The organism is Enterococcus sp. S53 (assembly GCF_016516865.1).
GTDB lineage: Bacteria > Bacillota > Bacilli > Lactobacillales > Enterococcaceae > Enterococcus_D > Enterococcus_D innesii.
Genome location: NZ_JACVUH010000021.1, coordinates 1 through 26,880, shown reverse-complemented (window position 1 = coordinate 26,880; position 26,880 = coordinate 1). Strand labels below are relative to the sequence as shown.

Sequence of the window (26,880 nt, the reverse complement as noted above, 5' to 3'; positions counted from 1 at the left end):
AGGAATTACTTGAAAAAAGTTGAAAAAAAACGTAAAGTAGGTAGTGTATGAAAAACTATTTTTTCAAGGAGGACAAATCATGTCACACATCAAGTTTGACTATTCGAAAGTAGCACCATTCGTAAACGAATACGAATTGAGCTACATGCAAAGTCAAGTTACAGCAGCAGACAAACAATTACGCGAAGGAACAGGTGCTGGTAGCGACTTTCTAGGTTGGATCGACCTTCCTAAAAATTATGACAAAGATGAATTTGCGCGTATCAAAAAAGCGGCTGAAAAAATTCAATCTGATTCTGAAGTACTAGTCGTGATCGGGATCGGCGGATCTTATTTAGGAGCGAAAGCAGCGATTGATTTCTTAAATCATTCTTTCTTTAACTTGTTACCAAATGAAGAACGCAAAGCACCACAAATCTTTTTTGCCGGTAATTCAATTTCTTCAACTTACTTAGCAGATTTGATCGAAATCATTGGTGACCGTGACTTCTCTGTGAATGTGATCTCAAAATCAGGAACTACTACTGAACCAGCGATCGCTTTCCGTGTTTTCAAAGAACGTTTGATTGAAAAATACGGCAAAGAAGAAGCCAACAAACGGATCTACGCAACAACGGATAAAGCGAAAGGTGCAGTAAAAGTTGAAGCAGATGCTGAAAACTGGGAAACTTTTGTGATTCCAGATGACGTCGGCGGCCGTTTCTCTGTATTGACTGCTGTTGGTTTATTGCCAATCGCTGCCAGCGGAGCGGATATCGATGCCTTGATGCAAGGGGCAGCAGATGCTAGCGATGCTTACGCAAGTGACGACCTTGAAAAAAATGAAGCGTATCAATATGCAGCAATGCGTAACATCCTTTATCGCAAAGGCAAAGTAACCGAATTGCTGATCAACTACGAACCAGGCATGCAATACTTCTCAGAATGGTGGAAACAATTATTCGGCGAGTCTGAAGGAAAAGACCAAAAAGGGATCTATCCTTCAAGTGCAAACTTCTCAACAGATTTGCATTCTCTTGGTCAATACATCCAAGAAGGCCGTCGCAATATCTTTGAAACCGTCGTAAAAGTTGAAAAACCACGCAAATCAATCGCGATCCCTACACAAGAAGCCGATCTTGATGGTCTTGGCTACTTAGAAGGAAAAGAAGTTGATTTTGTTAATACGAAAGCCTTTGAAGGAACGTTACTTGCCCATACAGATGGAGATGTACCAAATCTGTTAGTAAAAATCCCTACAATGGATGCTTACACGTTAGGGTACACGATGTACTTCTTTGAGATCGCTGTAGGAATTTCTGGCTACTTAAATGGCGTGAACCCATTTGACCAACCAGGAGTTGAAGCTTACAAGAAAAACATGTTCGCCTTACTTGGCAAACCAGGTTTTGAAGATCTTGCAAAAGAATTGAACGAACGTCTATAATGAGATAAAGAAACGCCTCGAGCCAGTTCTGAGTGGCTCAAGGCGTTTTTATTTTATTTAATAACAAATCAGTAATCCAAAAAATCAGCGGTCTTCTTTTAATCCCCAAAGCAACGCAGCAGACAATAGTCCAAAGATACAGGTTTGAATAATTGGCATTTGACTCATCTCCTTTTGATTTTCTTTAGTATAAAATGAATTCTATTCAGTGGCACGAACAAAGCAGTGGGTTTCAACGAACGAAACTGTCATTTCTTGGTGACAAATGCGTGATGAACGGAAATAAACCGTTTTCATTTTGATGCTTTTTTGTTATTATATCTTTAAGAAAGAAAACGGTTGAGGTGAGGATATGGAGAATATTACGATTGGTGAAAAATATGTCTGCCGACCAGTAGGGGCGAGTAAGCCTGTGATCGGTGTGGTGGAAAAACTATACGTAAATACGGCGTTGATCGTCGTTTCAAGTTGTGAAGAAGAAGATCAAGTACAAGTAGAAGCTTGTAATCGTCGGATGATCGTCAGCTTCAATAAAATTTTTACACAAACCAATGTTGCTTAACAAAAGAGTAAAAATGCTGCTCCACGGATTACCGTGAGCAGCATTTTTCTTCGTGTGAGATCAGCCAACACCGATCACAAAGTTCAATAGTTTGTCTGAATAAGTCATGTCTTCTTCCGTCACACTCAACTCTTCATTTAAAATCCCCATCTGGTCGGTAATGATCCCGTCCACACCGTAAAAACGCATCCGGCTGATGGTATCCGCATCATTGGGGGTCCAAACGAACACTTCCTTGCCGTCAGTCCGGGCAGAAGCGATGAAGTTGCGGTTGATCGTACTGTATTCCATTGTCAGAAAATCGGCACTAGTCAGTGGTGGGCCAACGACATTGAAGGGCATGATGTATCCTGACGTCAATTCAGGTGCTTTATCCTTTAATTCTTCAACAACTGTATAGGAGAGGCTTTGCATAATATGCTCATTTGCAACTAAATCCTCTTGGTATCGTTCTAAGAAGTCATCTACGAGCTGCGCAGTATCTTTTTGCTGAGTTTTGATCTCCACCAGCAGTTTTTGATCCAATTGGTTGGCAAGCGCCAAGTACTCGTCAAAAGTTGGAATACGGGCTGTCTGGTTGTTTTCCGAAACTGTCAGTGATTCGGCATAGCTCAAGGGTAATTGTTCTGGTTTTCCTTTGCCGCCGGTTAGTTGGCGGTAAGAAAAATCATGATAGACAATAAAATGACCATCACTTGTTTGCTGGACGTCCATTTCAACATAATCCGGGTGATACTTCTCACTAGTAAAGCGTAGTGCTTCAAGAGAATTTTGGACCCCTTGTCCGTCGCTTACCCCTCGATGGGAGATCGTTACCGGATGAATCGAAGCAGCTGAAGTCAGATAGTTCATATTATATAGACTAACACCGACACCGAAAAGCACCGTCACCAAGGTAAACAAGGAACTTTTTAGACCTAAGAAATGACGCTGGTTCAATGGTTCTTGGTGGAACCAGGAAGGAATCTCTGGTAAAAAACCTTCGTCATCCATGAAATCAACGATGATATAAAAAATAGCTACGGTCGATAAAATGACATTCAGTAACAAAATAAACTGTAAGAAAGTCATAATAAAAACAGCACTATACAAGGCATAATTCGGTGCAACAGCTTCGATTACTGCTTGAATCGTGATCAGCAAAGTAAAGCTAAGTGTCGTGATCAATAAGATGCTACCACTAATAAAAACAAACTGACCAACGATAGCAAAAAAGCGGCGTTTAGTCACTTGAAGGCTTTCTTTGATCGCTTTTCGAAAAGGCAAATCACGCAAAATCATTTCTGGCAAGGCAAAAATCACGCGAATTCCTAAATAGATCAACAAGACATAGATCAAGAGCACTGCTCCGATGATTACGACACGGTTGGCAAAAATGAAATCCATGATAAAGGCAGGGATTTTGATTTTTGCGAGTAAATCCGAATTAAAGCTCAACCCACCGATGGGTAGAATCAGTAAGAAGTAAAAGAGGAAAAATAAAAAGGTCATCGGCCGTAATTTTCGCAACTGCAAAACAGTCATCCGTAACAATTGGCGCAGGCTTATGGGTTGTTTCTTTTTGATAAAATAAACACTCAGCAACAAGAATGTAAACTCAAAAAAGACGGCTAATAAGATCAAAAGCAAAATCACTGTTAGTGAAAGCAATACGACAGGATGATCTGTAAAAATACTCCCGATATTGTCGAATGAAAGGTAAGGTAAGCCTCCCCGTCTTAGAACGAATTTGGTGGAAGAAGTTAATATGGGAATTACTAAGAACAACAAGGCACCGTGCATCAATAAGACATCACGGAAGTAGGCGTTGCTGTCTTTCAAAAAATCCCAAGTGTTGATGAAGCTGTTTTTTAAATAATTCATGGTTGTCATCCTAACAATAGTAAGTATTTTAGTTCTCTGGGTAATAAAGGTAAAGGCGGTAAAAAAGCCGAACAGTTTAGCAGCAAGTTCGTCACAGGCATAGATCCTGTCTCAAACGTAGCTCCTTCACCTTCGGCTCAATAAATTGATCGCTTTTCTTACTCTAATTCTTATCCGCCTAACAAACCAGTTAAGAATGTCCCACCATAAATCAATGCCATACTGTACAAGAAAATTGAGGCAGGTTTTGCTAATAAAATAATCAACGTAAACTTCTTAACGGACACGTTGGTCAATCCAGCCATAAGACAAAGGGCATCATCTGGGGCAACCGGTAGAAAGATCGCAAGGGCGAAAAGTTTTTCAAATCGGCTTTGGTTATCTAACCAGCCAATGTATTTATCGTAAGTTTTGTCACTGATCATACTTAAAATGAATGGTTTACCGTATCGTCGGCCAAGCAGGAAAATAATGACAGAACCAATACTGATTCCTACATAGTTATAAACGAATCCTAGGTAAGGACCGAAAATCAAAACACCTGCAGCGCTGGAGACACCACCGGGAATGATTGGGATCACGACTTGCAAGATCTGCAATAGGATAAAGACGATTGGTCCTAAGATAACAGAATTTCCAACTAGACCTCGTAAGGCATTAATGTCTTTGAAAACACCTAGATTGATAAAATAGATCGTTAATGCGATAGATAAACCTAAGCCAATAATAGAAATCGTATTAATGATACGACGAGAAGTTGCTATGCTCACAGGACTTCATCTCCTTTTTGTTTCATAATCTCACTATACGGGGTGAGACCAGAAAAATCCAGTAAAACAAATGACAAACGTCAAACAGTTTTGTAAGGTATGCCTTTATTATAAGAGAAGTCCGCAAAGAAAACATTGTACCAAAGTCTGAAATAAGAAAAATTTATAGTTTCGGCACGCCATTAGTTTTAGGAGGCTTTTTTATCTGGGTGACGTTTTTTTGTGCGCTTCACTTGCCAACGATTGACGATCTTTTCAACCACACTCGTCATCATGAAGCCTCCGGCGATCGCCCCAGCAGTGATAACCACGATCATCAGATTTTCAAAGCCGACAAAGTTGTCTCCTAAAGCAAATTCTCGAACGGCTTTATAGGCAAATCCACCCGGTACGAGGGGAACGAGACTAGGAATGTTAAAAATGATCATAGGCATTTTTTTTCTGCGGGAAAAAAAGATGCTGACGCAACCGACAGCAAATGCGGCTAAAAAGTTGGCGCTACCTAAACCATAGCCAATCGTTTTTAATGACCAATAGATCATCCAGCCAACGGTTCCGGCAATGCCTGTGGCAACCAAAGCTCTTTTAGGAATATTAGTCAAAATGCCAAAGGTCACGGTGCTTAAAAAGCTGAAGGAAAGGTGAATAAAAATCGTCATGAGATCCCTCCAAATAAGGTGAAGACCGTGGCGATGCCGACACCGATCGCGGCAGCTGTGAAAATGGCTTCAGTACCTCGGGCGGTTCCGCTGATGAGATGGCCCGCCAAGATATCGCGAAAGGAATTGGTGATCGCTACACCAGGAACTAAGGGCATGACGGCACCGATAATCAAATTATCGACGTTTTGTGCGACATGAAGGGAGACCGCTAAGACAGACAAAGTACCGATTAGTAAAGAGGCGCAAAACATATCCAAAAAGCGGATATCGATCACTTTCTTGACCCAATACGCGCATAAAAATCCCAGACAGCCAATAATGAAGGTCGGTAGAAAGTCAAACCAAGCACCGCCGAAAATAATCATTAAGGTACTGCTGACTACACCAGCACTAAGGACCTGCAGCCAGTAGGGGAAACTTGGTGTTGTCGGATTGACCTTTTTTAATGCCTCGTGCAGTTCCGCTAAAGAAATTTTCTTTTCTGCATAAGCACGAGAGAGTCCGTTAACGGCAACGATTTTTTCGAGATTGATGACTCGATCATGGACATTTTCTACTTGCGCATAGTGACTGCTGCGCAAACCCATAAAAAGACCAGTTGCTGTTACATAACTAATACTACCTTGCTCCCCAGCGTTGGCTGCAATTCGATTCATTGTATCTTCTACTCGATAGACTTCCGAGCCGTTTTCCATCATGATTTTTCCTGCTAATAAGCAGGTCTCCAATAATAGCTCTTTTGATTCAGCCATTTCCAAACCCCTTTTTCAATCAAATTTGCGCACTACAATCTTAGTGTACAATTTCAGCGAGTTTTCAACAAGAAAGAAAAGTAGATTTGAAAAATAACTAGCAACCTCTACGCAGGATTTTTTGTGATAAGTGAAAGGAGAGGCACTTCTCTTTATTCGTAAAGATTCATGTTTAATGAACAAAGTGAATAGAAATAAGATAACGGATGGAGTGTTTTATTTTAAAAAAATGAATAACTCGGTTACAATTAAATAAATAAAAAAAGGGGGATTTATTGATGCGAAGGAAGGTCTATACAAGAGAACACATTTTGAAGGCCGCTTATGAACTGATCAATAGAGAAGGTTTTGGCAACTTTACGGCACGGAATATCGCTAAGCACATGGGAATTTCTACTCAACCAATTTATCTTGAGTTCGAAAATATGCAGGACTTAAAAAATACTTTGGTAGAGGCTGTTTTCAAAGATTTATCGGAAAATGTTTTTCCAGTTGTTCGAACAGGAGACAAACTTGTTGATTTAGGCCTGAATTATATACGCTTCGCGCAAGAGCAGCACAATCTCTACATCGCCCTTTTTATCGATGATTATGGCGGTGGGAAATTGATGCATGATTTTTCATCCACCTATTTCAAATCCTTGATCAAATCAGAAGAAAAATATGCAGATCTATCCGAAGATGCGATAAATGCACTACATAATGGCGCATGGATCGTTGTGACTGGTTTGGCTTCCTTAATGTCGGCGGGTATCATCACACCCACCGATGACCAAATCATCAAAATCATCAACGAGACGATCGAAGGCGTAATCGAAAAGAAAGAAAACTATATTTTCGATTAAAGAATAAAAAATCTGTATCCATTTCTATTTTGGATGCAGATTTTTCTTGACATTTTTTGTGAAACTAGCGAAAATAACTGTTATGGAGAGTTGGCAGAGTGGTAATGCAGCGGACTCGAAATCCGCCGACCCGGTTCATCCCGGCGCGCAGGTTCAAATCCTGTACTCTCCTTATACCAACGCTTTAGAGCGTTTAGCCTATCTTTCGAGATAGGCTTTTTTGTTTGTTATGGGCAGAGAAGATAATTGACTGCCGAGCTTGATCGATAACCATCTGAAAAAACCTCAGTTTACACTCAATCGGGAAATCAACAGAAATACACTAATTCGCTGAACCCCTTTTTGCTTGTGGTCCTCTACAACAAACGAAAAGAATCAATCGGGCAAACGTGTTAAGGCGTATTCAATTTGTTCAGAAGTAAAGCCTTCATAGGAAAGTTGGTTCCTCACACGCTCATCTGATAAGGATAAATTTTGCGAGTAGCGAAGCGCTTTTTTCAATGCTTGCTCATTCCAATCGGCATTCACGGTGGCTACGGCAAAGTCTGCGGCGCTCTCAGAAAAGTCTTCATAGAGTAGTTGGCGTTTCACGCTCGACTGAGAAAACGCGCTGCTGGATAAGTATCTTTCTGCACGATTCAGTGCATTTCTTTCTTCACGAGAAAGTTGAGGTGTATGTTGCTCGTTATTCGCGGGTTCTTCTTGTTGCGCGCTACTTGCTTCTTTCTTGCCAGCTGTTTGTTCTCCTTGTGGTTTTTCCTTTGAAGCAGCGGCATCGCCAAAGGATTCATTTTTCTTTGATTCGTTACGTAAAGAAAGGCTTACTTGCGCAGTGATGCTATCGAAAGACGTCACCTCCTGATAGATGGACAAGCCACCATAAGAAAACAAGGCAATAAAAGCGGAAGCGACAATGATCAAAACATTTCGATCTCGTTTTGCATTTTGTTTTACAAGACCAATATAAAATAAGATAATGCCAAAAATGAAACAGAACACGCCAAGCAAAAACGAGATGGCAAAAAGCGTAGCCATAAATATCACTCCTAAGATAAATAGTTCCTAAAAACTAATCATACTATGGAGGTGGTCTGAAGTCAGATTCGTCTTTTCATAAGTAGAGAAAAAGCATGATTTGACAACTGTAACGTGTATGCTATTAATGGATCATTCATATGTATCAAAGAAGTGACGCTCAAGAATTACTGGTGAAATTGCTAGTAAACGAAATGAAAGTACAGTTGTATCAGTAGGAGGGAAGAAGATGGATTTTGAAGAAAAAGATTACTTTATGCGTTACACAAAAATTGCGGCACAGGGATTGAGCAAATTTATTACGCAATGATTTGTTGATGAAATCTTACTGCTGGATGAACAGCAAAGCGGTCAAAAGCAAGAAACGGATACTAAAAAAGACAAAAGCGAGCCAAAAAACAAGAAAGCACCTAGCTAATTTTTTCCTTAGCGAGGTGCTTTCAGTACGAATCGGTATCCTTCATTTGGATGAACTCCTTATGCAGTTTTTTTCAATTCTTGTACAGCTTGCTCGATCGTAATTCCAGTCGCAAAATGATTCGCATCTTTTTTATCGAAAACGATAAATAAATTCAATTTGGTATCCAGAGTTACACGATATTGTAGATCTGTGTTATAGAATGTCATAGTCATTCTCCTTTCTTAAAACTTGTCATTGAAAGGCAACGGTTAGTTGATAACGAAATTCCATAGTTAGAATAACACTTTTTTTCACAATAGTCCAATAAAACTATCAAACGAACAAATCTGACTGATTATTTTCAGGAAATCAATGCTGAGAATGGAAGCAAAAGAAGTTTGCTAGAGTCAGTAAATTCGGGAAAAGTATCTTTGTATATTTTCAGAAAAAGAGAATTCATAAAAAATTTCTTAAGAATTTTGAGGATAGCTATTTTCTTAGATAACAAATTTGTAAGATTGAGAGTATGAGATGATTGGAAACCTTGATATCATAAGGTTTATCTTCAAATTGTGTTTTGTGCAAAAATATATTGATTGTATTTTTTTGAAAAAGAGATCGTATCTCTTGAATTCTATGGTATGATTTACTTTAGAAAAATGAAAATGGATTATGAAAACGGATGTGAAAATATGTGCGGAATTGTCGGCTTTGTCAATTCAAAAGACCAAAAAGAAATCATTATTGAACGCATGATGGACCGGATCGTTCATCGCGGACCAAACAGTTCAGGGAAATTTACCGACGACCGAGTGGCATTAGGGTTTCGTCGTTTATCGATCATCGACTTAGAAGGTGGCTCACAACCAATTTTTAATGAGGATCGAACAAAAGTCATTATTTTTAATGGGGAAATCTATAACTTTCAAGTGTTGCGGGAAGAATTGATCCAAGCGGGCCATGTCTTTTCTACCCATGCGGATACCGAAGTAGTCTTACATGGCTATGAAGAGTGGGGCATTGATGTGTTGCAGCGCCTGCGGGGAATGTTTGCGTTTGCCATCTGGGATACTCAAAAACAAGAGCTTTTCGGCGCGCGGGATCACTTTGGCATCAAACCGTATTACTATGCGCAAATGAACGGCAGTTTCCTGTTTGGTTCTGAAATCAAGAGTTTTTTGCCTCATCCAGATTTCAAGAAAGAGTTGAACCAAGAGGCGTTGAAACCTTATTTGACCTTCCAATACTCGCCTTTGAACGGAGAAACCTTCTTTAAAGGCGTTCATCGTTTGCAAGAAGGGCATTATTATTTGTTTAATGAACAAGGATTGACGATCAAGCAGTATTGGGATGCAGATTTTTCAGTGAAAGAAAATCATTCAAGAGAAGAATGGGTCGACAAAATCGATCAAGCAGTCCAAGAATCGATTGCCGCTCATCAAATCAGTGATGTTGAAGTCGGCTCATTTTTATCCAGTGGTGTCGATTCAAGTTATGTGGCCTCGGTCTTGCGACCAGATCGCTCGTTTTCAATCGGATTCGATGACAAAACCTATAACGAAGCGATCGAAGCCCGCAAATTGACGGAAAAACTCGGTTTGAACAACACAGCAGCAGTTATTGATGGTGAAATGTCCTTTGAGGCATTCCCTTTGATTCAGTATCACTTGGACGAACCGGATTCTAACCCAAGCTGTGTCCCTTTGTACTTTTTAGCCAATCTGGCAGCACAGCAAGTGCGGGTCGTTCAATCTGGGGAAGGGGCAGATGAATTATTTGCTGGTTATGCTGCCTATGGCTTCCACACAAACTCTAAAGCGGTTCGCGTTTTTGCCCAAGGCTTGAAAAAACTGCCGCAAAACATCCGCTTTCGTTTAGGGCGTCAAATCGGCAAAATGAAAAACTTCCATGGTCGAATTCATCTTTATGAAGCAACGGCACCTGCCCAAGACTTCTTTATCGGGCAAGCCCTGGTCTTTGAAGAAGAGGAAGCACTACAGCTTTTAAAACCAACGTATCAAAAAGGACCATCTGTTGCTGAAATCGTTGCGCCTCATTATGAGAAAGTCAATGGTCTCAAAGACGAGGTCAATAAGATGCAATATTTGGATCTTCATCAGTGGATGCCGAAGGATATCTTGTTAAAAGCAGACAAAATGTCCATGGCGAGTTCCTTGGAATTACGGGTTCCTTTATTGGATATCGAGATGCAAAAGTTGGCGCAAACGATCCCGACGAAATATTTGATCAATCAAAACAACACGAAAGATGTGTTCCGACAAGCGTCAAACCGTCATTTGCCAAAAGAATGGGCAAACCGTGAAAAACTAGGCTTTCCTGTACCTATCAAGGCATGGCTGAAAGAAGGAACCGGGTATGAAGCAGTCAAAGCACTTTTTGAGTCAGACTTTGCGGCAACCTTCTTCGATCAAACAGCGATTTTGCAAATGCTAGAAGACCATCGCCAAGGAAAACCGAATCTTCAACGAAAAATCTGGACGATCTTTACGTTCTTGACCTGGTACAAAGTGTTCTTTATTGATGAATCGATTCCCGAAGCCAAAGAAATCGTTTATGAAACACTTTGATTTGAATATGGAAGCAAAAAAAGCTGATGCGGATATCCCGCATCGGCTTTTTTATAGACCTAAATATTTTTCCAAGTAATCGACCATGCCATCTTCCGCATTGGTTTTGTCGGTAACATCATTGGCGATTGATTTTAATTGCTGCGTGCCATTCGCCATGGCAACGCCCCAACCCGCATAATCCAGCATCTCCAAATCGTTGTGTTCATCACCAAAAGCGATGATATCTTGCCGATTCAAAGACAAAGAATCCGCGATCACCGAAAGACCAAGTGCTTTATGGACTCCTTTTGGTACGATCTCTAAGATGGCTTGAGGTCCGCCCCATGTTCGAACATCGACTGCATCGTCAAATTGATCCTTGATACGTAAAGAAACAGATTCTGCTAATTCATTTTCGGTTTTCACCAGTAATGAAGTGGGATCCGTTTTTAAATTTGCTAATAGATTTTTTTCGGAAGCATTGCCCGAAAAGAAAAAGTGTTGATCAAATCCACTTAGGTCATCAATGAAAAAGGTTTCGCGATTTTCTGCTGCCACAAACGTCAGCCCCAGCTGCTCTTTTTGTGCCATGAGCTCAAACGCAATTTCTCGAGAGATCGAATGCTCCATTTCATTTGCCCATACTTGTCGAGGTTTATGGACCAACCCACCGTTAAAATTGACCATTGGTGTTGTGAGCGCCAATTCTTTATAGAATTGATCGCTCATCCGAAAAGGTCTTCCGGTAGCGATGGTAACAAAGTGTCCCGCTTTGGTGGCGCGAACCAGTACCTCACGTGTGCGAGGGGAAAGTTGGGATTCAGTATTTAAGGTTGTGCCATCTAAATCAATGGCGATGATTTTTGGTTTCAAAAGACTCGCTCCATTCTCTTATACTAGTGGCTTAAGTGTAACATATTTCTGTCATTTCACAATACAAGTAAGTTTTCGATAAGTTTTCATAATAGTTGCAAAGCAAAACACGAACATTAAACGTTTTTGGTTCGTTTTATTCGGAAAAAGGTTTGAAAAGCGAAAATTATTCCCTTATAATTTGTAATTGTTCGATGAAAAGCGCAATTATTCATTATTTCTTTTCATAGAAACGATTAAAGTTCAGGAGTGAAACATAACATGGAAAAGTTTTTCAAATTAAAGGAGAATAAAACGACGGTTTCAACAGAAGTGATGGCCGGGGTCACCACCTTCTTCGCGATGAGTTATATTTTGTTTGTGAATCCGACGATTTTATCTGCTGCAGGCATGCCGTTTCAAGCTGTTTTCTTAGCAACGATCATCGCTTCAGTGATTGGTACCCTGATCATGGGCTTATTTGCAAATGTGCCTTACGCGCAAGCGCCTGGAATGGGACTTAATGCATTCTTCACTTTTACCGTTGTTTTTGGTTTGGGCTATACGTGGCAGCAAGCATTAGCGATGGTTTTCATCTGCGGCTTGATCAACATTTTTATCACGGTCACTCGAATCAGAAAAATGATCATCCATGCGATTCCAGAAAGCATGCAGCACGCAATCGGTGGCGGGATCGGGATCTTTGTGGCTTATGTAGGGATCAAAAATGCCAACTTGCTAAACTTCAGTGCAGACACTGCCGCAGTGACTGGTTCAGTTGTTGACGGTGAGACGATCGTGAGTGCCAATTTTAATGGTGGGATCGTCCCAGCTTTGGCGAATTTCAATAATGCACCTGTTTTGTTAGCAGTGATTGGTTTAGTAATCACTACTTTGTTAGTAGTGAAAAATGTTCGTGGGGCAATTATTTTTGGTATTTTAGGAACGACGATTATCGGTATTTTGATGGGTGTGATGGATTTAAGTGCCATTGATTGGCACGGGAATTCATTAGGAAGTTCGATCAGCGAACTAGGCATCACCTTTGGGGCTGCGTTTGGCTCTGAAGGAATGGGCTCATTATTCAGTGATTCTGCCAAAATCCCTCAAGTAATCATGACGATTTTAGCATTTAGCTTATCAGATGTCTTCGATACGATCGGTACCTTTATCGGGACTGGACGTCGTACAGGGATCTTTTCGAAAAAAGATGAAGAAGCGGTTGAAAATAGTAACGGGTTGAATACGAAGATGGATAAGGCTCTTTTTGCAGATGCCGTAGCCACTTCTGTAGGGGCCATCGTAGGGACCTCAAATACAACGACTTATGTGGAATCAGCAGCTGGCATCGGTGCTGGTGGACGCACGGGCTTGACTTCCGTTGTGGTGGCAGCACTCTTTGCGATCAGCAGTATCTTTTCTCCACTGATCTCAATCGTTCCCGCACAAGCGACAGCACCGGCGTTGATCTTAGTTGGGGTAATGATGATGGCTTCTTTTGCAGACATCAAGTGGACTGATCTAGAAGAAGCAGTTCCCGCTTTCTTCGCGTCTATTTTTATGGGCTTGTCTTACAGTATTTCCAACGGGATCGCTGTTGGCTTCATTTTCTATGCCTTAGTGAAAGTAGTGAAAGGAAAAGCCAACGAAGTGTCTCCGATCATCTGGGTCGTCAATGCGTTGTTTATCCTAAACTTTGTCATTTTGGCTTTGATCAGTTAAGTTTAATGAAGAAAATCTTTCTGTATTTTAAATGCAGAAAGATTTTTTATTTGATTATTACTCACGATACGGTATAGTATTTGTGAAAGAAGGTTTGTAAATGAAGATTGATTGGAAACGAAATCTACTGATTTCATGGGTAGGTTGTTTTTTTACGGGTGCCAGTTTTAGTCTTGTCATGCCATTCATTCCCTTATATATAGAAGAGTTAGGCGCTCCAGAGAGTCAAATTGAGTTGTTTTCTGGATTAGCAATCTCAGTAACGGCGTTTGCGGCGGCTATCATTGCTCCAGTATGGGGAAATCTAGCAGATCAAAAAGGTCGTCGTTTAATGATGATTCGCGCGGCTGCGGGGATGACAGTGACGATGGGTTCTTTGGCTTTTGTACCGAATGTCTATTGGTTATTAATCATGCGTTTCTTTACCGGAATTTTATCGGGGTATATTCCAAATGCGACTGCGTTGATCGCTTCGCAGGCGCCTCGAGAAAAAAGCGGTTGGGCGCTTGGGACATTGGCTACAGGAGCCATCGCAGGGAATTTGATTGGTCCTTCCATGGGTGGGGCGTTGGCGCAATGGTTCGGCATGAAAAATGTTTTTATCATTACTGGTGTTGTGTTGCTAATTACGCTCTTGCTCACGATTTTTCTCGTTCAAGAAGATTTTGAGCCGGTTGAAAAGGGCGATTTGCTGTCCATCAAAGAAATTTTTGGTCAAATCAAAAATATGCAGTTGCTTGTCGGTTTGTTTATTACGTCACTGATTTTACAGCTAGGTGTAACGAGTATCAGCCCGATCCTTACATTGTATATTCGTGATCTAAGCGGGAACAGTGGCAATATTTTGTTTGTCAGCGGATTGATCGTCTCTGTTGCTGGTGTTTCGGCAATCATCTCTTCGCCATTTTTAGGCAAAATCGGTGATCGTTACGGCAATCACAAGGTATTGTTAGGCGGTTTATTGCTGTCATTTTTCTGTTTCATTCCGATGGGCTTTGTCTCCACACCGTTTCAGTTGGGCGTGCTGCGCTTCTTGCTTGGTTTTTCGACAGGTGCGTTGATGCCGTCCATCAACACACTGATCAGCAAGATCACCCCGATGGAAGGGGTCAGCCGCATCTACAGCTACAACCAAATGTTCTCTAACTTTGGGCAAGTGTTGGGTCCGATGGTCGGCTCAACGGTAGCAGCTGGTTTTGGTTATCCCGCTGTCTTTTGGGTAACTAGTGGGTTTGTACTGATCAATATTTTTATCTCAGGATTTAATTTCCGTAAAAGCTTGCGCAAAACGGACATCAGTGAATAGTTGAAAAGAAAAAAAAACCAGTTACAATAAAGGTAACTGGTTTTTTTTTTAATGGCTTGTCTTTTCAGGCGCTGGTGCGATAATACCAACAAGAATGATCACCACACCTGTGACCAAAGAGATGATTGAAGTTAATTGAAAATCATAAGTTGCTCCAGCAAGTGAGCTGCCTAGATAGCCAACGACTTGACCTAATACAAAAGTCCAAAATAAAGTGACTAGGTAACGCATGACGACACCTCTTTTCTGCGTATCTTCCATTTCGACTTTAGTTTATCACAAAAATATTTATTGTAAAGATTTTCACTTTTTCATTTTGTTTTTCAAATCTATTTACTAGCAGAAAGAAAGAGAATTTTCATTTTTGGAGGGATTTCAATGTATTCACAGCTCACCACCTTAAGCGCCTATTCGTTGCTGCAAAGTACGATCAAAATTCCTCACTATATAGAGCAAGCCAAAAAGATGGGCTATCAGACATTGGGTCTGACCGATCATAATGTTCTCTATGGCGCGGTCGAGTTTTATCAACAATGCCTAGCACAGGGCATCAAGCCGATTTTTGGCGCTTTGTTCGACTGTACCTTCGGAGAGGAATCAATGTCCTTTCCATTGTACGTATTTGCAAAAAACCTCAAGGGCTATCAAACCTTGATGCGTTTATCAAGTGAAAAAATGATCACCGAGCAGTTGAATTTAGCTGCTTGTGATTCTTTGCAGGATCTCTTTGGTTTGCTGCCTGAAGGCGAAGGCTTTTTGCCGTCTCAGCACGATGATTTAGAAGCTAATCAAAAAGTACTGCAAGCAATCAGCCATAAATTTGATTCTGAGAGCTTGTTTTTAGGCATTACTAGCAAGGGGCTAGATCCAGAAACGATCGCTTGGTTTAACGAGCAAAACATTGCACCATGTGCGTATCAACCCATCGCGGCTTTAGCACAAGAAGAAGCCTTTGCAGTCAAAGTGATGACCCATATCAAAGAGGGCTCGCAAATTGAAGACTTTCGTCAGGCAAAAGAGCAAGCGACTACGCAGTTTTTTTTACAACCGGCAGACCAATTGACTGCGTCATTTGGCGAAGCGTCGCAGGCATTGATGAATAATCAGCGGATTGCAGCTGAATGCGCCGTCGAGCTGCCACTGCATCAGCGGCTATTGCCTCATTACCCGTTACCAGCAGAAGAAAATGCTGCAGACTATTTGCGGAAAATTTGTTTTGAACGTCTGCCTCAACGTGTTGCCCACGTTACATCGGCGTACGAACAGCGTTTGGATTATGAGTTGTCTGTCATCCATAAGATGGGCTTTGATGATTACTTCTTGATTATTTGGGACGTCATGGACTTTGCCCACCAACAAGAAATTGTTACCGGAGCTGGACGGGGATCTGCTGCCGGAGCACTGGTGGCGTATGTTTTATCGATCACCGACGTGGATCCAATCAAATACGATCTTTTGTTTGAACGATTCTTGAATCCAGAACGTTACACGATGCCTGATATCGATTTAGACATTCCTGACAATCGCAGAGACGAGATTTTACAGTATGTGCGCCAAAAATACGGGCAAGAATATATGGCACAGATTGCGACGTTTGGCACCATGGCTGCCAAAATGGTTCTGCGAGATGTTTCTCGTGTCTTTGGTCTTTCGCAAAGTGAAGCCAATCGCTGGTCAAAAGCCATCCCCAATGCCTTGAAAATGACCTTAGATCTTGCTTATGAACAATCCAATCAGCTGCGAGAATTGGTGTCGTTTAATGAGCGCAACCAAGTAATGTTTCAAGTCGCCAAAATTTTAGAAGGCTTGCCACGTCACGTATCGACTCATGCCGCTGGTGTGGTGATCAGTGACAAGAATTTACTTGATCTGGTTCCCTTACAAGAAGGCAGCGATGGGATCTGGCTGACCCAATTTACCATGAATGACGTAGAAGCCATCGGCCTATTGAAGATGGATTTTTTAGGCTTGAGAAACTTGTCGATTATTGATAATACCTTGAAAGGTATCAAACGAATCAGCCAACAAATTGTAACCCAAAAAGAGATTCCTCTTGATGATCCAGCAACATTGCGTTTGTTTCAAAAAGGCGAGACCGCAGGGATCTTCCAATTTGAATCAGCGGGAATACGCAATGTCTTGCGCAAGCTAGGGCCAGAAAGTATCGAAGACATTGCTGCAGTCAATGCCTTGTATCGCCCGGGACCGATGCAAAATATCGATACTTTTATCAAGCGGAAAAAAGGACAAGAGCGGGTCTCTTATCCGGATGACAGCTTGATTCCAATCTTGCAAAACACCTACGGAATCATTGTTTACCAAGAACAGATCATGCAAGTAGCTTCCAAAATGGCTGGTTTTAGCCTAGGACAGGCAGATATTTTGCGGCGAGCAATCAGTAAAAAGAAAAAAGACGTCTTGGATGAGGAACGTCGTCATTTTGTGCAAGGTGCCTTAGCCAATCATTATGACGAAAAGACCGCTAATTTGGTCTATGACTATATTGAACGCTTCGCCAACTATGGGTTTAATCGATCCCATGCGTTTGCTTATTCCTTTATCGGCTTTCAAATGGCGTACCTGAAAGTGCACTATCCGGCACCATTTTTTGCTTCGATCCTACATTCGGTACGCAACACTGCCAGCAAAATGAAAGAATACTTAAATGAAGCCGCACGTTACGGCGTAGAAGTGCTGCCACCATCGATCAATACCAGTGGGTTTAGTTTTCAACTGCAAAACGAGAAACAAATCCGTTTTGGGTTCAGCAGTATCAAAGGGATTCGGCGCGACATGATCCAAGACATTTTGGCAGAACGAAAAGAGCATGGCAATTTCACGTCAATGGATCAATTTTTGCTTCGCTTGAATCAGCGTAACAGCAAATGGTTAAAATTGGATTATTTATTGCCGCTTTTGAGCATTGGCGTATTCGATGTGATCGCCCCCAATCGAAAACAAGCACTGATCCAGCTAGAAGGAAAGATCCAAAACATTACTTATAGTGGCGGCAGTTTGGATCTCTTAGAAACTATGGCACTAAAAGAAGAAGCCGTTGCCGATTACAAACTAGAAGAAAAACTGGCTTTGGAAGAAGAATACTTAGGTGTTTATTTGTCTGGCCATCCCGTGGAACAGTTTCAAAAATTGCACCAATTAAAACAAATCACCGACATTGCCGATCTGGTTCCGAATGAACGGGTGCGTATCCTTTTATATGTGCGCAAGATTCGAGAGATTCGAACGAAAAAGGGCGAACAAATGGCGTTTGTCGAAGGAACAGATGCTAGCAAAGAAGTGTCAGTAACGATTTTTCCCATCGTTTATCGACAAGTACGTTTCTTGATTGAAGAAAATGCTGTTCTTTATATCGAAGGAAAGGTCGAGGTAAGTCGTTACAATGGTGAAATCCAACTCATTGCTGATAAAATAGACTTAGCAGAAAACGTTCAAAATAAAATTGCGTCACAAACTTGTTACTTAAAGATTTCTGCTGAAGCTGAAACGTCGCACCTGCAAGCATTGTCGAAGGAAATGAAGCAGCATCACGGAAATATTCCAGTGGTGATGTTCTATGAGAGCAGTGGCAAGAAAGTGTTGTTAGCAGAAGAAAACTGGGTAACGGATGAGCCAGACTTTGTCACACAACTGAAGACATTATTAGGAAATGGAAATGTAATTTTCAAGTAATTTTCCGAAAACGGCAATTCAACTTACACTTTTTTCAACTTTTTCCCACTATTTCAAGACATTTTCATGGAATAATGGTAGAATATGTCTCGTGGTTATTACTTGAAAACTAGCAAACAGGGGCTTCCCTAAACAAAATCTTTTGATGAGGTGAAAGAATAATGAAACGCATTGGAATTCTAACCAGTGGCGGCGATGCACCAGGAATGAACGCAGCGATTCGCGCAGTTGTCAGAAAGGGTATTTTTGACGGACTTGAAGTATACGGAATCAACTATGGCTATGCCGGACTAGTCGCAGGCGACATTCGTCGCTTAGATGTTGCTGATGTTGGTGACAAAATTCAACGTGGTGGAACATTCTTATATTCAGCACGTTATCCAGAATTTGCGACACAAGAAGGACAATTAAAAGGAATCGAACAATTAAAGAAATTTGGCATTGAAGGGCTAGTCGTGATCGGTGGAGATGGTTCTTACCATGGTGCGATGGCACTTACTCGCCACGGTTTCCCAGCAATCGGGATTCCAGGAACAATCGATAATGACATTCCAGGAACAGATTTCACGATTGGTTTTGATACAGCAATTAATACTGTCTTGGAATCGATTGACCGTATCCGTGATACAGCGACATCACATGTTCGCACATTCGTGATCGAAGTAATGGGTCGCGGTGCTGGCGATATCGCTTTATGGTCAGGTGTGGCCGGTGGTGCGGATGAAATCATCATTCCAGAACATGATTTTGACATGCAAGTTGTTGCTGATCGTATCCGTGAAGGACGCGACCGCGGGAAAAAACATTGCTTGATCGTTTTAGCCGAAGGTGTGATGGGCGGAAATGATTTTGCTGACAAACTTTCTGAATACGGCGATTTCCATACCCGTGTATCAATTCTAGGACACGTTGTCCGTGGTGGTTCACCAAGCGCTCGTGACCGTGTGTTAGCAAGTAAATTTGGTTCATATGCTGTTGAATTATTGCAACAAGGCAAAGGCGGTCTATGTATCGGTATCGAAAACAATGAAATGATTGCTTCTGATATCATCGATACCCTTGAAAACAATCGTCACAAACCAGATCTTAGCTTGTATAACTTGAACAAAGAAATCTCATTCTAAAGAGATTTTTAAGCAACGCAACAGTAATTTTGTAAAAAAAGCTTATTAGCTATTTTAAATAAATGAATAGGAGCGTTTAGTAATGAAAAAAACAAAGATCGTAAGTACATTAGGACCAGCAAGTAACAGTGTGGAAATTATTTCTCAACTGATTGAAGCCGGTGCGAATGTCTTCCGCTTTAACTTCTCTCATGGAGATCATGAAGAACAATTAGCGCGTATGACAATGGTTCGTGAAGCCGTAAAGAAAACTGGTAAAGATGTCGGTATCCTTTTAGATACAAAAGGTGCTGAAATCCGTACAACTGTACAAAATACGACAGAAGCAGACTTTGGTCGTGCTGGATACATCCAATTCAACGTTGGCGATGAAACACGCATTTCAATGGATCCAGAACACAAAGGAACAAAAGAAAAAATTGCTGTAACTTATCCTGGTTTATTTGAAGATGTTCATGTGGGCGGACACATCTTGTTTGATGATGGCTTGATCGACATGGAAATCAAAGAAAAAGACGAAGCAACTCGTGAATTAGTGGTTGTTGTTAAAAATGCTGGAATGTTAGGATCACGTAAAGGGGTCAATGCTCCTGGCGTATCAATCAGCTTACCTGGTATTACTGAAAAAGATGCAGAAGATATCCGTTTTGGTCTTGATAACGATATCGACTTCATTGCCGCTTCATTTGTACGTAAAGCGCAAGACGTTTTAGAAATTCGTGAAATTTTAGAAGAAAAAGACATGACTCATGTGCAAATCTTCTCTAAAATCGAATCACAAGAAGGTATCGACAATATCGATGAAATCATCAAAGTTTCTGATGGTATCATGGTTGCTCGTGGTGACATGGGTGTTGAGATCCCTGCTGAAGAAGTACCAATGGTTCAAAAGAGCATCATCAAAAAATGTAACGCTGCTGGTAAATCAGTTATCACAGCAACACAAATGTTAGAATCAATGCAACAAAACCCACGTCCAACTCGTGCGGAAGCTTCTGACGTTGCCAATGCTGTCTTTGACGGTACTGATGCAACAATGCTTTCTGGTGAGTCAGCAAACGGTGACTACCCTGTAGAAGCAGTAGCGACAATGGCACGTATCGACGTTGAAGCTGAAAAAGCTTTATCAGAAAACAGCACATTCCAAATCAACCAATTTGATAAGACAGATGTAACAGAAACAATCGGTTTATCTGTTGCTCGTGCGGCGAAAAACCTAGGGGTTAAAACAATCGTTGCAGCAACTGAATCTGGTTACACTGCGAAAATGATCTCTAAATATCGTCCAGATGCTGACATTTTAGCTGTCACATTTGACGAACGGACAAAACGTGGCTTGATGCTTAACTGGGGTGTCTATCCAACGGTTGCTGATAAACCATCAACAACCGATGAAATGTTCGAATTAGCAGCAAAACAAGCAGTTGATTTAGGCTTTGCTAAAGAAGGCGATCTAATCTTGATTACAGCCGGTGTTCCTGTTGGTGAACGCGGAACAACCAACGTAATGAAGATCCAATTGATCGGTTCAAAATTGCTTGAAGCGCAAGGGATTGGTGAAAAATCAGTTGTTGCCAATGCCGTGATCGCTCACAGTGCTGAAGAAGCAATTGCGAAAGCAAAAGATGGCATGATTTTAGTTGTACCAACAACAGATAAAGAATATATGCCAGCAATCGAAAAAGCAGCAGCATTAGTTGTTGAAGATGGCGGCTTGACTTCTCATGCAGCAGTTGTCGGAATCGCGAAAGATCTACCAGTCATCGTTGGTGCCAAAGACGCAACAACTACCATCAAAGATGGCGAATTGGTTACTCTTGATTCTCGTCGCGGTATCGTTTATCGTGGAGAAACAACAGCGATCTAATGATTTTTAACGATTGATCAAGCAACAGGCAAGTGCACGTTGTGCGCTTCCTGTTGTTTTTTTGAGAGAGTCGAAATCCCTTAAGAAAGGGCAGTAAAATGACACGATCAAAAATGAAAAAGGTGTCAAGAAAATTTCATTGACAAAGCCTCAGAAGCCCTGTATAATTGCTTTTGTTGCTTAGGGGTGATAAAAATGAAATGGTCTTTATTGGAATTAAAAAAATACCAAGAGACACCGCTGATGTTTGAAGAAACACTTGACTTAAAGAGTCAACTGATAAAACGCGATGGACAGATCATTGATTTGTCTCCTGTTAAAGTAAAAGGGCTGATGAGTGTTGATAAGCAAGGATACTTGCTGCACTATCAAGTAGAAACGACGATGACATTGCCATCTACTCGTTCTTTGACACCTGTAGCGATTCCTTTTGATTTTTCAGTGGACGAACAATTCATGACACCAGAGCAATTTCAGCGTCGCGATGAAACGATCGTCGAAGAAGAGGTTTTGATCATTGAAGGTCAAACCATCAGTTTAGATGAATCAGTCGCTGATAACCTATTACTTGCGATTCCATTGCAAGTCCTGACAGAAGAAGAAAAGCAAGGTTCAGCAATGCCATCTGGCAACGATTGGGCTGTTTTGTCAGAAGAAGACTTTGCAAATCAAAAAGAAGCGCAAGCTCAACAAGTTGATCCTCGTCTTGCAAAATTATCCGAATTATTCAATGAATCAGATGACGATAACGCGTAGGATTGGAATAAATTGCAGCCTCAAGGTTGCGTTCATTAACAAGGAGGTGTAGCAAAATGGCAGTACCAGCTAGAAAAACTTCGAAAGCGAAGAAAGCAAAACGTCGTACACATTACAAATTGACAATCAACGGTTTGAACGAATGTGCAAACTGTGGTGAAATGAAAAAAAGCCACCATGTCTGCTCAAACTGTGGTCATTATGATGGCAAAGACGTAGCAACAAAAGAAGCATAATTCCTTTTTTTCAGAAAGAGGATTCTAAAACCTTAGGCTAACCATGGAGCCTGAGGTTTTTTTGTTTTTTTGACGAATATGGAACTTTTCAGAAATATTTTTGTCCAGCGAAAGAGAATAGTTCAAAAGCAGGTACATTTGCGCTATAATGAAAAAGATAATTGAATCTTAGGAGGATGAAAGATGACAAAACAACAAATCGGCGTTGTCGGTATGGCTGTTATGGGCAAAAACTTAGCGTTGAACATCGAAAGCCGCGGTTATTCAGTTGCCTTATTTAACCGTACTGGTTCAAAGACAGAAGAAGTAGTAAAAGAACATCCAGATAAAAATTTTAAAGCAACCTATACGATAGAAGAATTTGTTCAATCTATTGAAAAACCACGTCGTATTTTATTAATGGTAAAAGCTGGGTTTGCGACAGATGCAACGATCCAAGAACTATTGCCTCATCTAGACAAAGGCGATATTTTGATCGATGGTGGAAATACCTTCTTTAAAGATACGGTTCGTCGTAACGAAGAGTTGGCAAACTCAGGAATCAACTTTATCGGTACAGGTGTATCTGGTGGGGAAGAAGGCGCCTTGAAAGGTCCTTCAATTATGCCAGGAGGACAAAAAGAAGCGTACGAATTGGTTGCGCCAATCTTGGAGCAAATTTCTGCAAAAGCTGAAGATGGAACACCTTGTGTGACTTATATTGGACCAAACGGTGCAGGCCATTACGTAAAAATGGTTCACAACGGGATCGAATATGGGGACATGCAGCTGATTGCTGAGTCTTATGACTTAATGCAAAACATTTTAGGTCTATCTGTTGATGAAATGGCTGATATTTTTGCTGAATGGAACAAAGGTGAATTAGACAGCTACCTAATTGAGATCACAGCGGATATTTTGACCCGTAAAGACGATCAAGGAACAGGCAAACCAATTGTTGATGTGATTTTAGATGCTGCTGGTAATAAAGGAACTGGGAAATGGACAAGCCAAAGTGCCTTAGACTTAGGCGTACCACTACCATTGATCACTGAATCTGTTTTTGCCCGTTATATTTCGGCTTACAAAGAAGAACGGGTAAATGCCAGCAAAGTCTTACCAAAACCAGAAGCAGTTGCTTTTGAAGGAAACAAAGAAGAGTTTATCAATAAGATCCGCGAAGCCTTATACTTCAGTAAGATCATGAGCTATGCACAAGGATTCGCGCAATTACGTACTGCATCAAAAGAGTATGATTGGGATCTTCCTTTTGGTGAAATTGCCAAAATTTGGCGTGCAGGCTGTATCATCCGTGCGCAATTTTTACAAAAAATCACGGATGCTTATGACAAGAATGCCGACATTGAAAACTTACTATTAGATGACTACTTCAAAGATATTACGAAACGTTATCAATCTTCTGTACGTGAAGTAGTTGCACTAGCTGTCCAAGCAGGAGTACCTGTGCCGACGTTCTCATCTGCGATCGCGTACTTCGATTCTTATCGTTCTGATCGTTTGCCAGCGAACTTGATCCAAGCACAACGGGATTACTTCGGCGCGCATACGTATGAACGGACAGATAAAGAGGGAATTTTCCATTATTCATGGTATGACGAAGCGTAAGCTTTAAGAGAATCCAAAAGAGAAAGGCCGAAAGTGAGAACTTTCGGTCAATCTCTTTTTTATTTTTTAGATACATGATAAAATAAGACAGATAATGTCTAATTTAAAGGCAGAATAATCAATAAAGGGGCTATCAATAATGAGTAATATTCTAATCATTGAAGATGAAAAGAACTTAGCTCGATTTGTGGAATTAGAATTGAAGCATGAAGGGTACAATACCGAAGTTCATTACAACGGACGGACGGGACTGGATGCGGCACTGAATAATGAATGGGATGCGATCTTATTGGATCTAATGCTTCCTGAGTTAAATGGGTTAGAAGTTTGCCGCCGCGTGCGTCAATCGAAGAACACCCCGATCATCATGATGACCGCAAGAGATTCCGTGATTGATCGAGTATCAGGTTTGGATCATGGTGCTGATGATTATATTGTGAAGCCTTTTGCAATTGAAGAATTGCTGGCACGCTTACGTGCGTTGCTTCGCCGTATCGATATCGAAGGGGACAAAAACGTCGCAAAACAAACTACGATCACTTACCGCGATCTAACGATTGAAAAAGAAAATCGTGTCGTACGTCGTGGAACAGATGTCATTGAACTAACGAAACGCGAATACGAGCTATTGTTGACTTTAATGGAAAACGTCAATGTCGTTTTAGCCAGAGATGTTTTATTAAACAAAGTCTGGGGCTATGAGACAGAAGTGGAAACCAACGTTGTCGATGTTTACATCCGCTATTTACGTAATAAAATTGATGTACCAGGGGAGGAAAGCTACATCCAAACCGTTCGTGGTACAGGATATGTGATGCGGTCGTGAACCTTAAAAAAAGAATGAAAAAATTAAAAGAACTGAAGGGGCCTTCTTTAACTGTAAAGTGGGCCTTCGCAAGTTCTTTCTTTATATTTGTCGTATTTACGATCTTTGCGGTGATCACCTATAAGACCTCCGTAAATTTGATTGTCGCTAAAGAAGAAAACAATGTTGAGCGGACAATGTCAGAAGTTGCTTCCCGTCTAGCCAATTCGGACCAAGAATTAACACTCGTTCGAACGTATCGTAATTTAACCAAAAATGATGCGGGGACGACGAGCATCTATGATCGAACCTCAACGATCGATGGCAACTTAATGAAAATCGACTCCTTTATTTCGGAATTAGGCCAAGCACCATTGAGCCTGTTTGTTTATAATTTGAATGAGGACCTTGTGTTTAAGACTCATGAAAATGATTTAGCCTTGATCGACACACAACGTAAAGCGCCAACCATCGTAACACTAGATGGCATCACCGGCTTTCTTTCGATCCAACCTATTTATTCAAAAGGCACCAGAGAGCGGATTGGCTATGCTCAAACATTTTATGAATTGACTTCTTTTTATGAAATACGCAGCAAACTGCTGCTGACTTTGATTATCTTAGAAGTTGTCTCTCTGATTCTCAGCAGTGTGCTTGGGTTCTTTTTATCAGCGTATTTCCTTCAGCCGTTAAAGGTACTACGGGATACGATGGAAACCGTCCGGAAAAACCCGCAGTCAACCGTGCATATGCCAGAATTGAATACCAACGATGAGTTATCTGATTTAGCAGATATATTCAATGAAATGTTAGATCGCATGCGCCTATACATTGAGCAGCAAGAGCGATTTGTTGAAGATGTTTCTCATGAATTGCGAACACCTGTAGCAATCATTGAAGGACATATGAATTTGTTGCAGCGTTGGGGAAAAGATGATCCAGAGATCTTGGATGAGTCCCTCGCAGCCAGCATGCAAGAGATCAGTCGAATGAAGACGCTCGTACAGGAAATGTTGGATCTCTCAAGAGCGGAACAAGTGGATGTTCATTATGCAAATGAAACAACTAATGCAAAAGAAGTTGTCTATCAAGTGTTCAATAACTTTAAAATACTGTATCCGGATTTTGTCTTTACATTGGATGATGATTTGTATCATGAGTTGAAGCTGAAAATCTATCGCAATCATTTTGAACAGATCATAATTATTGTCTTGGATAACGCAGTAAAATATTCCACTGATCGAAAAGAGGTTCATCTATCCATTTCATTGGATCGTCAATCTTTTGAAATTGCCATCCAAGATTTCGGGGAAGGCATCTCCAAAGAAGACCTCGATAAGATCTTTAATCGTTTCTATCGAGTAGATAAAGCCCGTGCAAGAACCAAAGGTGGCAATGGTTTGGGGTTATCTATAGCAAAACAACTATTAGAAAGCTATAAAGGAAAAATCACGGCGGAGAGTGTCATTGGCCAAGGAACAATCTTTCGGATTTATATACCGATCCTTCAAACGGAAGATCGGACGAAAAGAGAACGTTGAGCAAAAAGCTTAAGTTCTCTTTTTTTCATTCTTAAATGATAGATTTAGTGACGAAACACTGCTTATAAACGAACGTTCGAAACGTTTGGTAATGAATAATTCGCTTATAAAAATAGTTGTCAAAAAGCCTATTTTTTTAGTTGATTTTTCCTTTAAGAATTGCTATATTATTACTTGTCCTTGTTAAGATATTTGTAACAATCACTGATTGATCTATTTTTAAAATAGTTGTTGACGAAACAATTTACAAGTGTTATTATAACAAAGTCGAAAAAATATCATCTCTGAAAAACCTGATAAATCAAAAAAACTTTTCAAAAAAAGTGTTTGACATATAACGTTTGAGATGGTAAGATAAAAAAGTCGCTGAGGTTAAGAAAGAAGTTAAATAACAACTTCTTGAAAGAAACTTTAAAAAAAGAGTTGACAATCAAGCGTCGCTCTGATATGATATAAAAGTTGCTAACACAGCACGGTAGACCTTTGAAAAC

At 40.8% G+C, this 26,880-nt stretch carries 22 protein-coding genes and 1 tRNA gene; 15 read left to right on the top strand and 8 right to left on the bottom strand.

Annotated elements, in window-relative coordinates; translation table 11 throughout:
- Positions 1-79: 79 nt before the first annotated feature.
- Both IAE45_RS16995 and IAE45_RS16990 read left to right on the top strand, forming a co-directional pair.
- Positions 80-1,426, top strand: a complete 1,347-nt coding sequence (locus IAE45_RS16995; RefSeq protein ID WP_005229134.1) for a glucose-6-phosphate isomerase — start codon at positions 80-82, stop codon at positions 1,424-1,426.
- A gap of 352 nt (positions 1,427-1,778) precedes the next feature.
- The gene (locus tag IAE45_RS16990) at positions 1,779-1,988 is read left to right on the top strand and encodes a hypothetical protein (RefSeq protein WP_086292927.1); all 210 of its coding nucleotides are present in this window, start codon (positions 1,779-1,781) and stop codon (positions 1,986-1,988) included.
- A gap of 60 nt (positions 1,989-2,048) precedes the next feature.
- Here IAE45_RS16990 and IAE45_RS16985 read toward each other — a convergent pair whose 3' ends face one another.
- From IAE45_RS16985 to IAE45_RS16970, 4 genes are all read right to left on the bottom strand, one after another.
- A complete protein-coding gene (locus IAE45_RS16985) occupies positions 2,049-3,851 on the bottom strand; it encodes a glycerophosphoryl diester phosphodiesterase membrane domain-containing protein (RefSeq protein ID WP_200127430.1) in 1,803 nt (600 codons plus the stop codon).
- Between the two features lie 170 nt (positions 3,852-4,021).
- Positions 4,022-4,621 carry a TVP38/TMEM64 family protein gene (locus IAE45_RS16980; RefSeq protein ID WP_200127432.1) on the bottom strand — a complete coding sequence of 200 codons (600 nt, stop codon included), beginning with the start codon at positions 4,619-4,621 and terminating at the stop codon, positions 4,022-4,024.
- Positions 4,622-4,809: 188 nt separating this feature from the next.
- Positions 4,810-5,280 (bottom strand): threonine/serine exporter family protein, encoded by a 471-nt coding sequence (locus tag IAE45_RS16975; protein WP_200127434.1) that lies wholly within the window; start codon positions 5,278-5,280, stop codon positions 4,810-4,812.
- The gene (locus IAE45_RS16970) at positions 5,277-6,035 is read right to left on the bottom strand and encodes a threonine/serine exporter family protein (RefSeq protein ID WP_077454202.1); all 759 of its coding nucleotides are present in this window, start codon (positions 6,033-6,035) and stop codon (positions 5,277-5,279) included. Before IAE45_RS16970 ends, IAE45_RS16975 begins: the two co-directional genes overlap by 4 nt.
- Before the next feature lie 278 nt (positions 6,036-6,313).
- Between IAE45_RS16970 and IAE45_RS16965 the strand changes: the two genes are divergently transcribed.
- Positions 6,314-6,880, top strand: coding sequence for a TetR/AcrR family transcriptional regulator (locus IAE45_RS16965; protein WP_005237185.1), 567 nt, complete (start codon positions 6,314-6,316; stop codon positions 6,878-6,880).
- Between the two features lie 84 nt (positions 6,881-6,964).
- Positions 6,965-7,052: transfer RNA gene (locus tag IAE45_RS16960), tRNA-Ser, on the top strand.
- Between the two features lie 203 nt (positions 7,053-7,255).
- On the opposite strand, the gene IAE45_RS16955 is transcribed toward IAE45_RS16960, so the two are convergent.
- Both IAE45_RS16955 and IAE45_RS16950 read right to left on the bottom strand, forming a co-directional pair.
- Complete coding sequence (locus tag IAE45_RS16955; RefSeq protein ID WP_200127436.1) at positions 7,256-7,915, bottom strand: Ltp family lipoprotein; 660 nt, start codon at positions 7,913-7,915, stop codon at positions 7,256-7,258.
- Positions 7,916-8,392: 477 nt separating this feature from the next.
- Positions 8,393-8,542, bottom strand: coding sequence for a hypothetical protein (locus IAE45_RS16950; protein ID WP_005229155.1), 150 nt, complete (start codon positions 8,540-8,542; stop codon positions 8,393-8,395).
- Positions 8,543-9,007: 465 nt separating this feature from the next.
- On the opposite strand from IAE45_RS16950, the gene asnB reads away from it, so the two are divergent.
- A complete protein-coding gene (gene asnB, locus IAE45_RS16945; RefSeq protein ID WP_142425447.1) occupies positions 9,008-10,903 on the top strand; it encodes an asparagine synthase (glutamine-hydrolyzing) in 1,896 nt (631 codons plus the stop codon).
- A gap of 51 nt (positions 10,904-10,954) precedes the next feature.
- Here the strand turns inward: asnB and IAE45_RS16940 are convergent, their stop codons facing one another.
- Complete coding sequence (locus IAE45_RS16940) at positions 10,955-11,758, bottom strand: Cof-type HAD-IIB family hydrolase (RefSeq protein ID WP_200127438.1); 804 nt, start codon at positions 11,756-11,758, stop codon at positions 10,955-10,957.
- Positions 11,759-12,019: 261 nt separating this feature from the next.
- On the opposite strand from IAE45_RS16940, the gene IAE45_RS16935 reads away from it, so the two are divergent.
- Both IAE45_RS16935 and IAE45_RS16930 read left to right on the top strand, forming a co-directional pair.
- Entirely contained in the window at positions 12,020-13,459 is a 1,440-nt protein-coding gene (locus tag IAE45_RS16935) for an NCS2 family permease (RefSeq protein WP_200127440.1), read from the top strand.
- 100 nt (positions 13,460-13,559) lie between these two features.
- A complete protein-coding gene (locus tag IAE45_RS16930) occupies positions 13,560-14,765 on the top strand; it encodes a multidrug efflux MFS transporter (protein WP_005231893.1) in 1,206 nt (401 codons plus the stop codon).
- Between the two features lie 48 nt (positions 14,766-14,813).
- Here IAE45_RS16930 and IAE45_RS16925 read toward each other — a convergent pair whose 3' ends face one another.
- A complete protein-coding gene (locus tag IAE45_RS16925) occupies positions 14,814-14,996 on the bottom strand; it encodes a YjzD family protein (RefSeq protein ID WP_008377814.1) in 183 nt (60 codons plus the stop codon).
- Positions 14,997-15,143: 147 nt separating this feature from the next.
- Here IAE45_RS16925 and dnaE point away from each other — a divergent pair, with 147 nt between their 5' ends.
- The 8 genes from dnaE to IAE45_RS16885 all read left to right on the top strand — a co-directional run bounded on the left by dnaE (position 15,144) and on the right by IAE45_RS16885 (position 26,389).
- Complete coding sequence (gene dnaE, locus IAE45_RS16920) at positions 15,144-18,455, top strand: DNA polymerase III subunit alpha (protein WP_200127442.1); 3,312 nt, start codon at positions 15,144-15,146, stop codon at positions 18,453-18,455.
- A gap of 161 nt (positions 18,456-18,616) precedes the next feature.
- Positions 18,617-19,579, top strand: a complete 963-nt coding sequence (pfkA, locus tag IAE45_RS16915) for a 6-phosphofructokinase (RefSeq protein WP_005229169.1) — start codon at positions 18,617-18,619, stop codon at positions 19,577-19,579.
- An 82-nt stretch (positions 19,580-19,661) separates the two neighbouring features.
- Positions 19,662-21,446, top strand: a complete 1,785-nt coding sequence (pyk, locus tag IAE45_RS16910) for a pyruvate kinase (protein ID WP_077454197.1) — start codon at positions 19,662-19,664, stop codon at positions 21,444-21,446.
- Positions 21,447-21,641: 195 nt separating this feature from the next.
- Positions 21,642-22,202, top strand: coding sequence for a YceD family protein (locus IAE45_RS16905; protein WP_010749661.1), 561 nt, complete (start codon positions 21,642-21,644; stop codon positions 22,200-22,202).
- Between the two features lie 56 nt (positions 22,203-22,258).
- The gene (rpmF, locus tag IAE45_RS16900) at positions 22,259-22,438 is read left to right on the top strand and encodes a 50S ribosomal protein L32 (protein WP_005229191.1); all 180 of its coding nucleotides are present in this window, start codon (positions 22,259-22,261) and stop codon (positions 22,436-22,438) included.
- Positions 22,439-22,621: 183 nt separating this feature from the next.
- On the top strand, positions 22,622-24,043 hold the full coding sequence (gndA, locus tag IAE45_RS16895) for an NADP-dependent phosphogluconate dehydrogenase (RefSeq protein ID WP_005229192.1): 1,422 nt from the start codon (positions 22,622-22,624) through the stop codon (positions 24,041-24,043).
- A 139-nt stretch (positions 24,044-24,182) separates the two neighbouring features.
- Positions 24,183-24,869, top strand: coding sequence for a response regulator transcription factor (locus IAE45_RS16890; protein WP_005229193.1), 687 nt, complete (start codon positions 24,183-24,185; stop codon positions 24,867-24,869).
- Between the two features lie 14 nt (positions 24,870-24,883).
- Complete coding sequence (locus IAE45_RS16885; protein ID WP_034872519.1) at positions 24,884-26,389, top strand: HAMP domain-containing sensor histidine kinase; 1,506 nt, start codon at positions 24,884-24,886, stop codon at positions 26,387-26,389.
- Positions 26,390-26,880 lie beyond the last annotated feature (491 nt).

What these genes read in the sequence shown, in the direction of transcription:
- rpmF (WP_005229191.1), top strand. Translation starts at nt 22,259, where the DNA reads ATGGCAGTACCAGCTAGAAAAACTTCGAAAGCGAAGAAAGCAAAACGT.
- gndA (WP_005229192.1), top strand. Translation starts at nt 22,622, where the DNA reads ATGACAAAACAACAAATCGGCGTTGTCGGTATGGCTGTTATGGGCAAA.
- IAE45_RS16890 (WP_005229193.1), top strand. Translation starts at nt 24,183, where the DNA reads ATGAGTAATATTCTAATCATTGAAGATGAAAAGAACTTAGCTCGATTT.
- asnB (WP_142425447.1), top strand. Translation starts at nt 9,008, where the DNA reads ATGTGCGGAATTGTCGGCTTTGTCAATTCAAAAGACCAAAAAGAAATC.
- IAE45_RS16925 (WP_008377814.1), bottom strand. Translation starts at nt 14,996, where the DNA reads ATGCGTTACCTAGTCACTTTATTTTGGACTTTTGTATTAGGTCAAGTC.
- dnaE (WP_200127442.1), top strand. Translation starts at nt 15,144, where the DNA reads ATGTATTCACAGCTCACCACCTTAAGCGCCTATTCGTTGCTGCAAAGT.
- IAE45_RS16970 (WP_077454202.1), bottom strand. Translation starts at nt 6,035, where the DNA reads ATGGCTGAATCAAAAGAGCTATTATTGGAGACCTGCTTATTAGCAGGA.
- IAE45_RS16905 (WP_010749661.1), top strand. Translation starts at nt 21,642, where the DNA reads ATGAAATGGTCTTTATTGGAATTAAAAAAATACCAAGAGACACCGCTG.
- IAE45_RS16950 (WP_005229155.1), bottom strand. Translation starts at nt 8,542, where the DNA reads ATGACATTCTATAACACAGATCTACAATATCGTGTAACTCTGGATACC.
- IAE45_RS16975 (WP_200127434.1), bottom strand. Translation starts at nt 5,280, where the DNA reads ATGACGATTTTTATTCACCTTTCCTTCAGCTTTTTAAGCACCGTGACC.
- pyk (WP_077454197.1), top strand. Translation starts at nt 19,662, where the DNA reads ATGAAAAAAACAAAGATCGTAAGTACATTAGGACCAGCAAGTAACAGT.
- IAE45_RS16935 (WP_200127440.1), top strand. Translation starts at nt 12,020, where the DNA reads ATGGAAAAGTTTTTCAAATTAAAGGAGAATAAAACGACGGTTTCAACA.
- IAE45_RS16995 (WP_005229134.1), top strand. Translation starts at nt 80, where the DNA reads ATGTCACACATCAAGTTTGACTATTCGAAAGTAGCACCATTCGTAAAC.
- IAE45_RS16955 (WP_200127436.1), bottom strand. Translation starts at nt 7,915, where the DNA reads ATGGCTACGCTTTTTGCCATCTCGTTTTTGCTTGGCGTGTTCTGTTTC.
- IAE45_RS16965 (WP_005237185.1), top strand. Translation starts at nt 6,314, where the DNA reads ATGCGAAGGAAGGTCTATACAAGAGAACACATTTTGAAGGCCGCTTAT.
- pfkA (WP_005229169.1), top strand. Translation starts at nt 18,617, where the DNA reads ATGAAACGCATTGGAATTCTAACCAGTGGCGGCGATGCACCAGGAATG.
- IAE45_RS16985 (WP_200127430.1), bottom strand. Translation starts at nt 3,851, where the DNA reads ATGAATTATTTAAAAAACAGCTTCATCAACACTTGGGATTTTTTGAAA.
- IAE45_RS16885 (WP_034872519.1), top strand. Translation starts at nt 24,884, where the DNA reads ATGAAAAAATTAAAAGAACTGAAGGGGCCTTCTTTAACTGTAAAGTGG.
- IAE45_RS16990 (WP_086292927.1), top strand. Translation starts at nt 1,779, where the DNA reads ATGGAGAATATTACGATTGGTGAAAAATATGTCTGCCGACCAGTAGGG.
- IAE45_RS16930 (WP_005231893.1), top strand. Translation starts at nt 13,560, where the DNA reads ATGAAGATTGATTGGAAACGAAATCTACTGATTTCATGGGTAGGTTGT.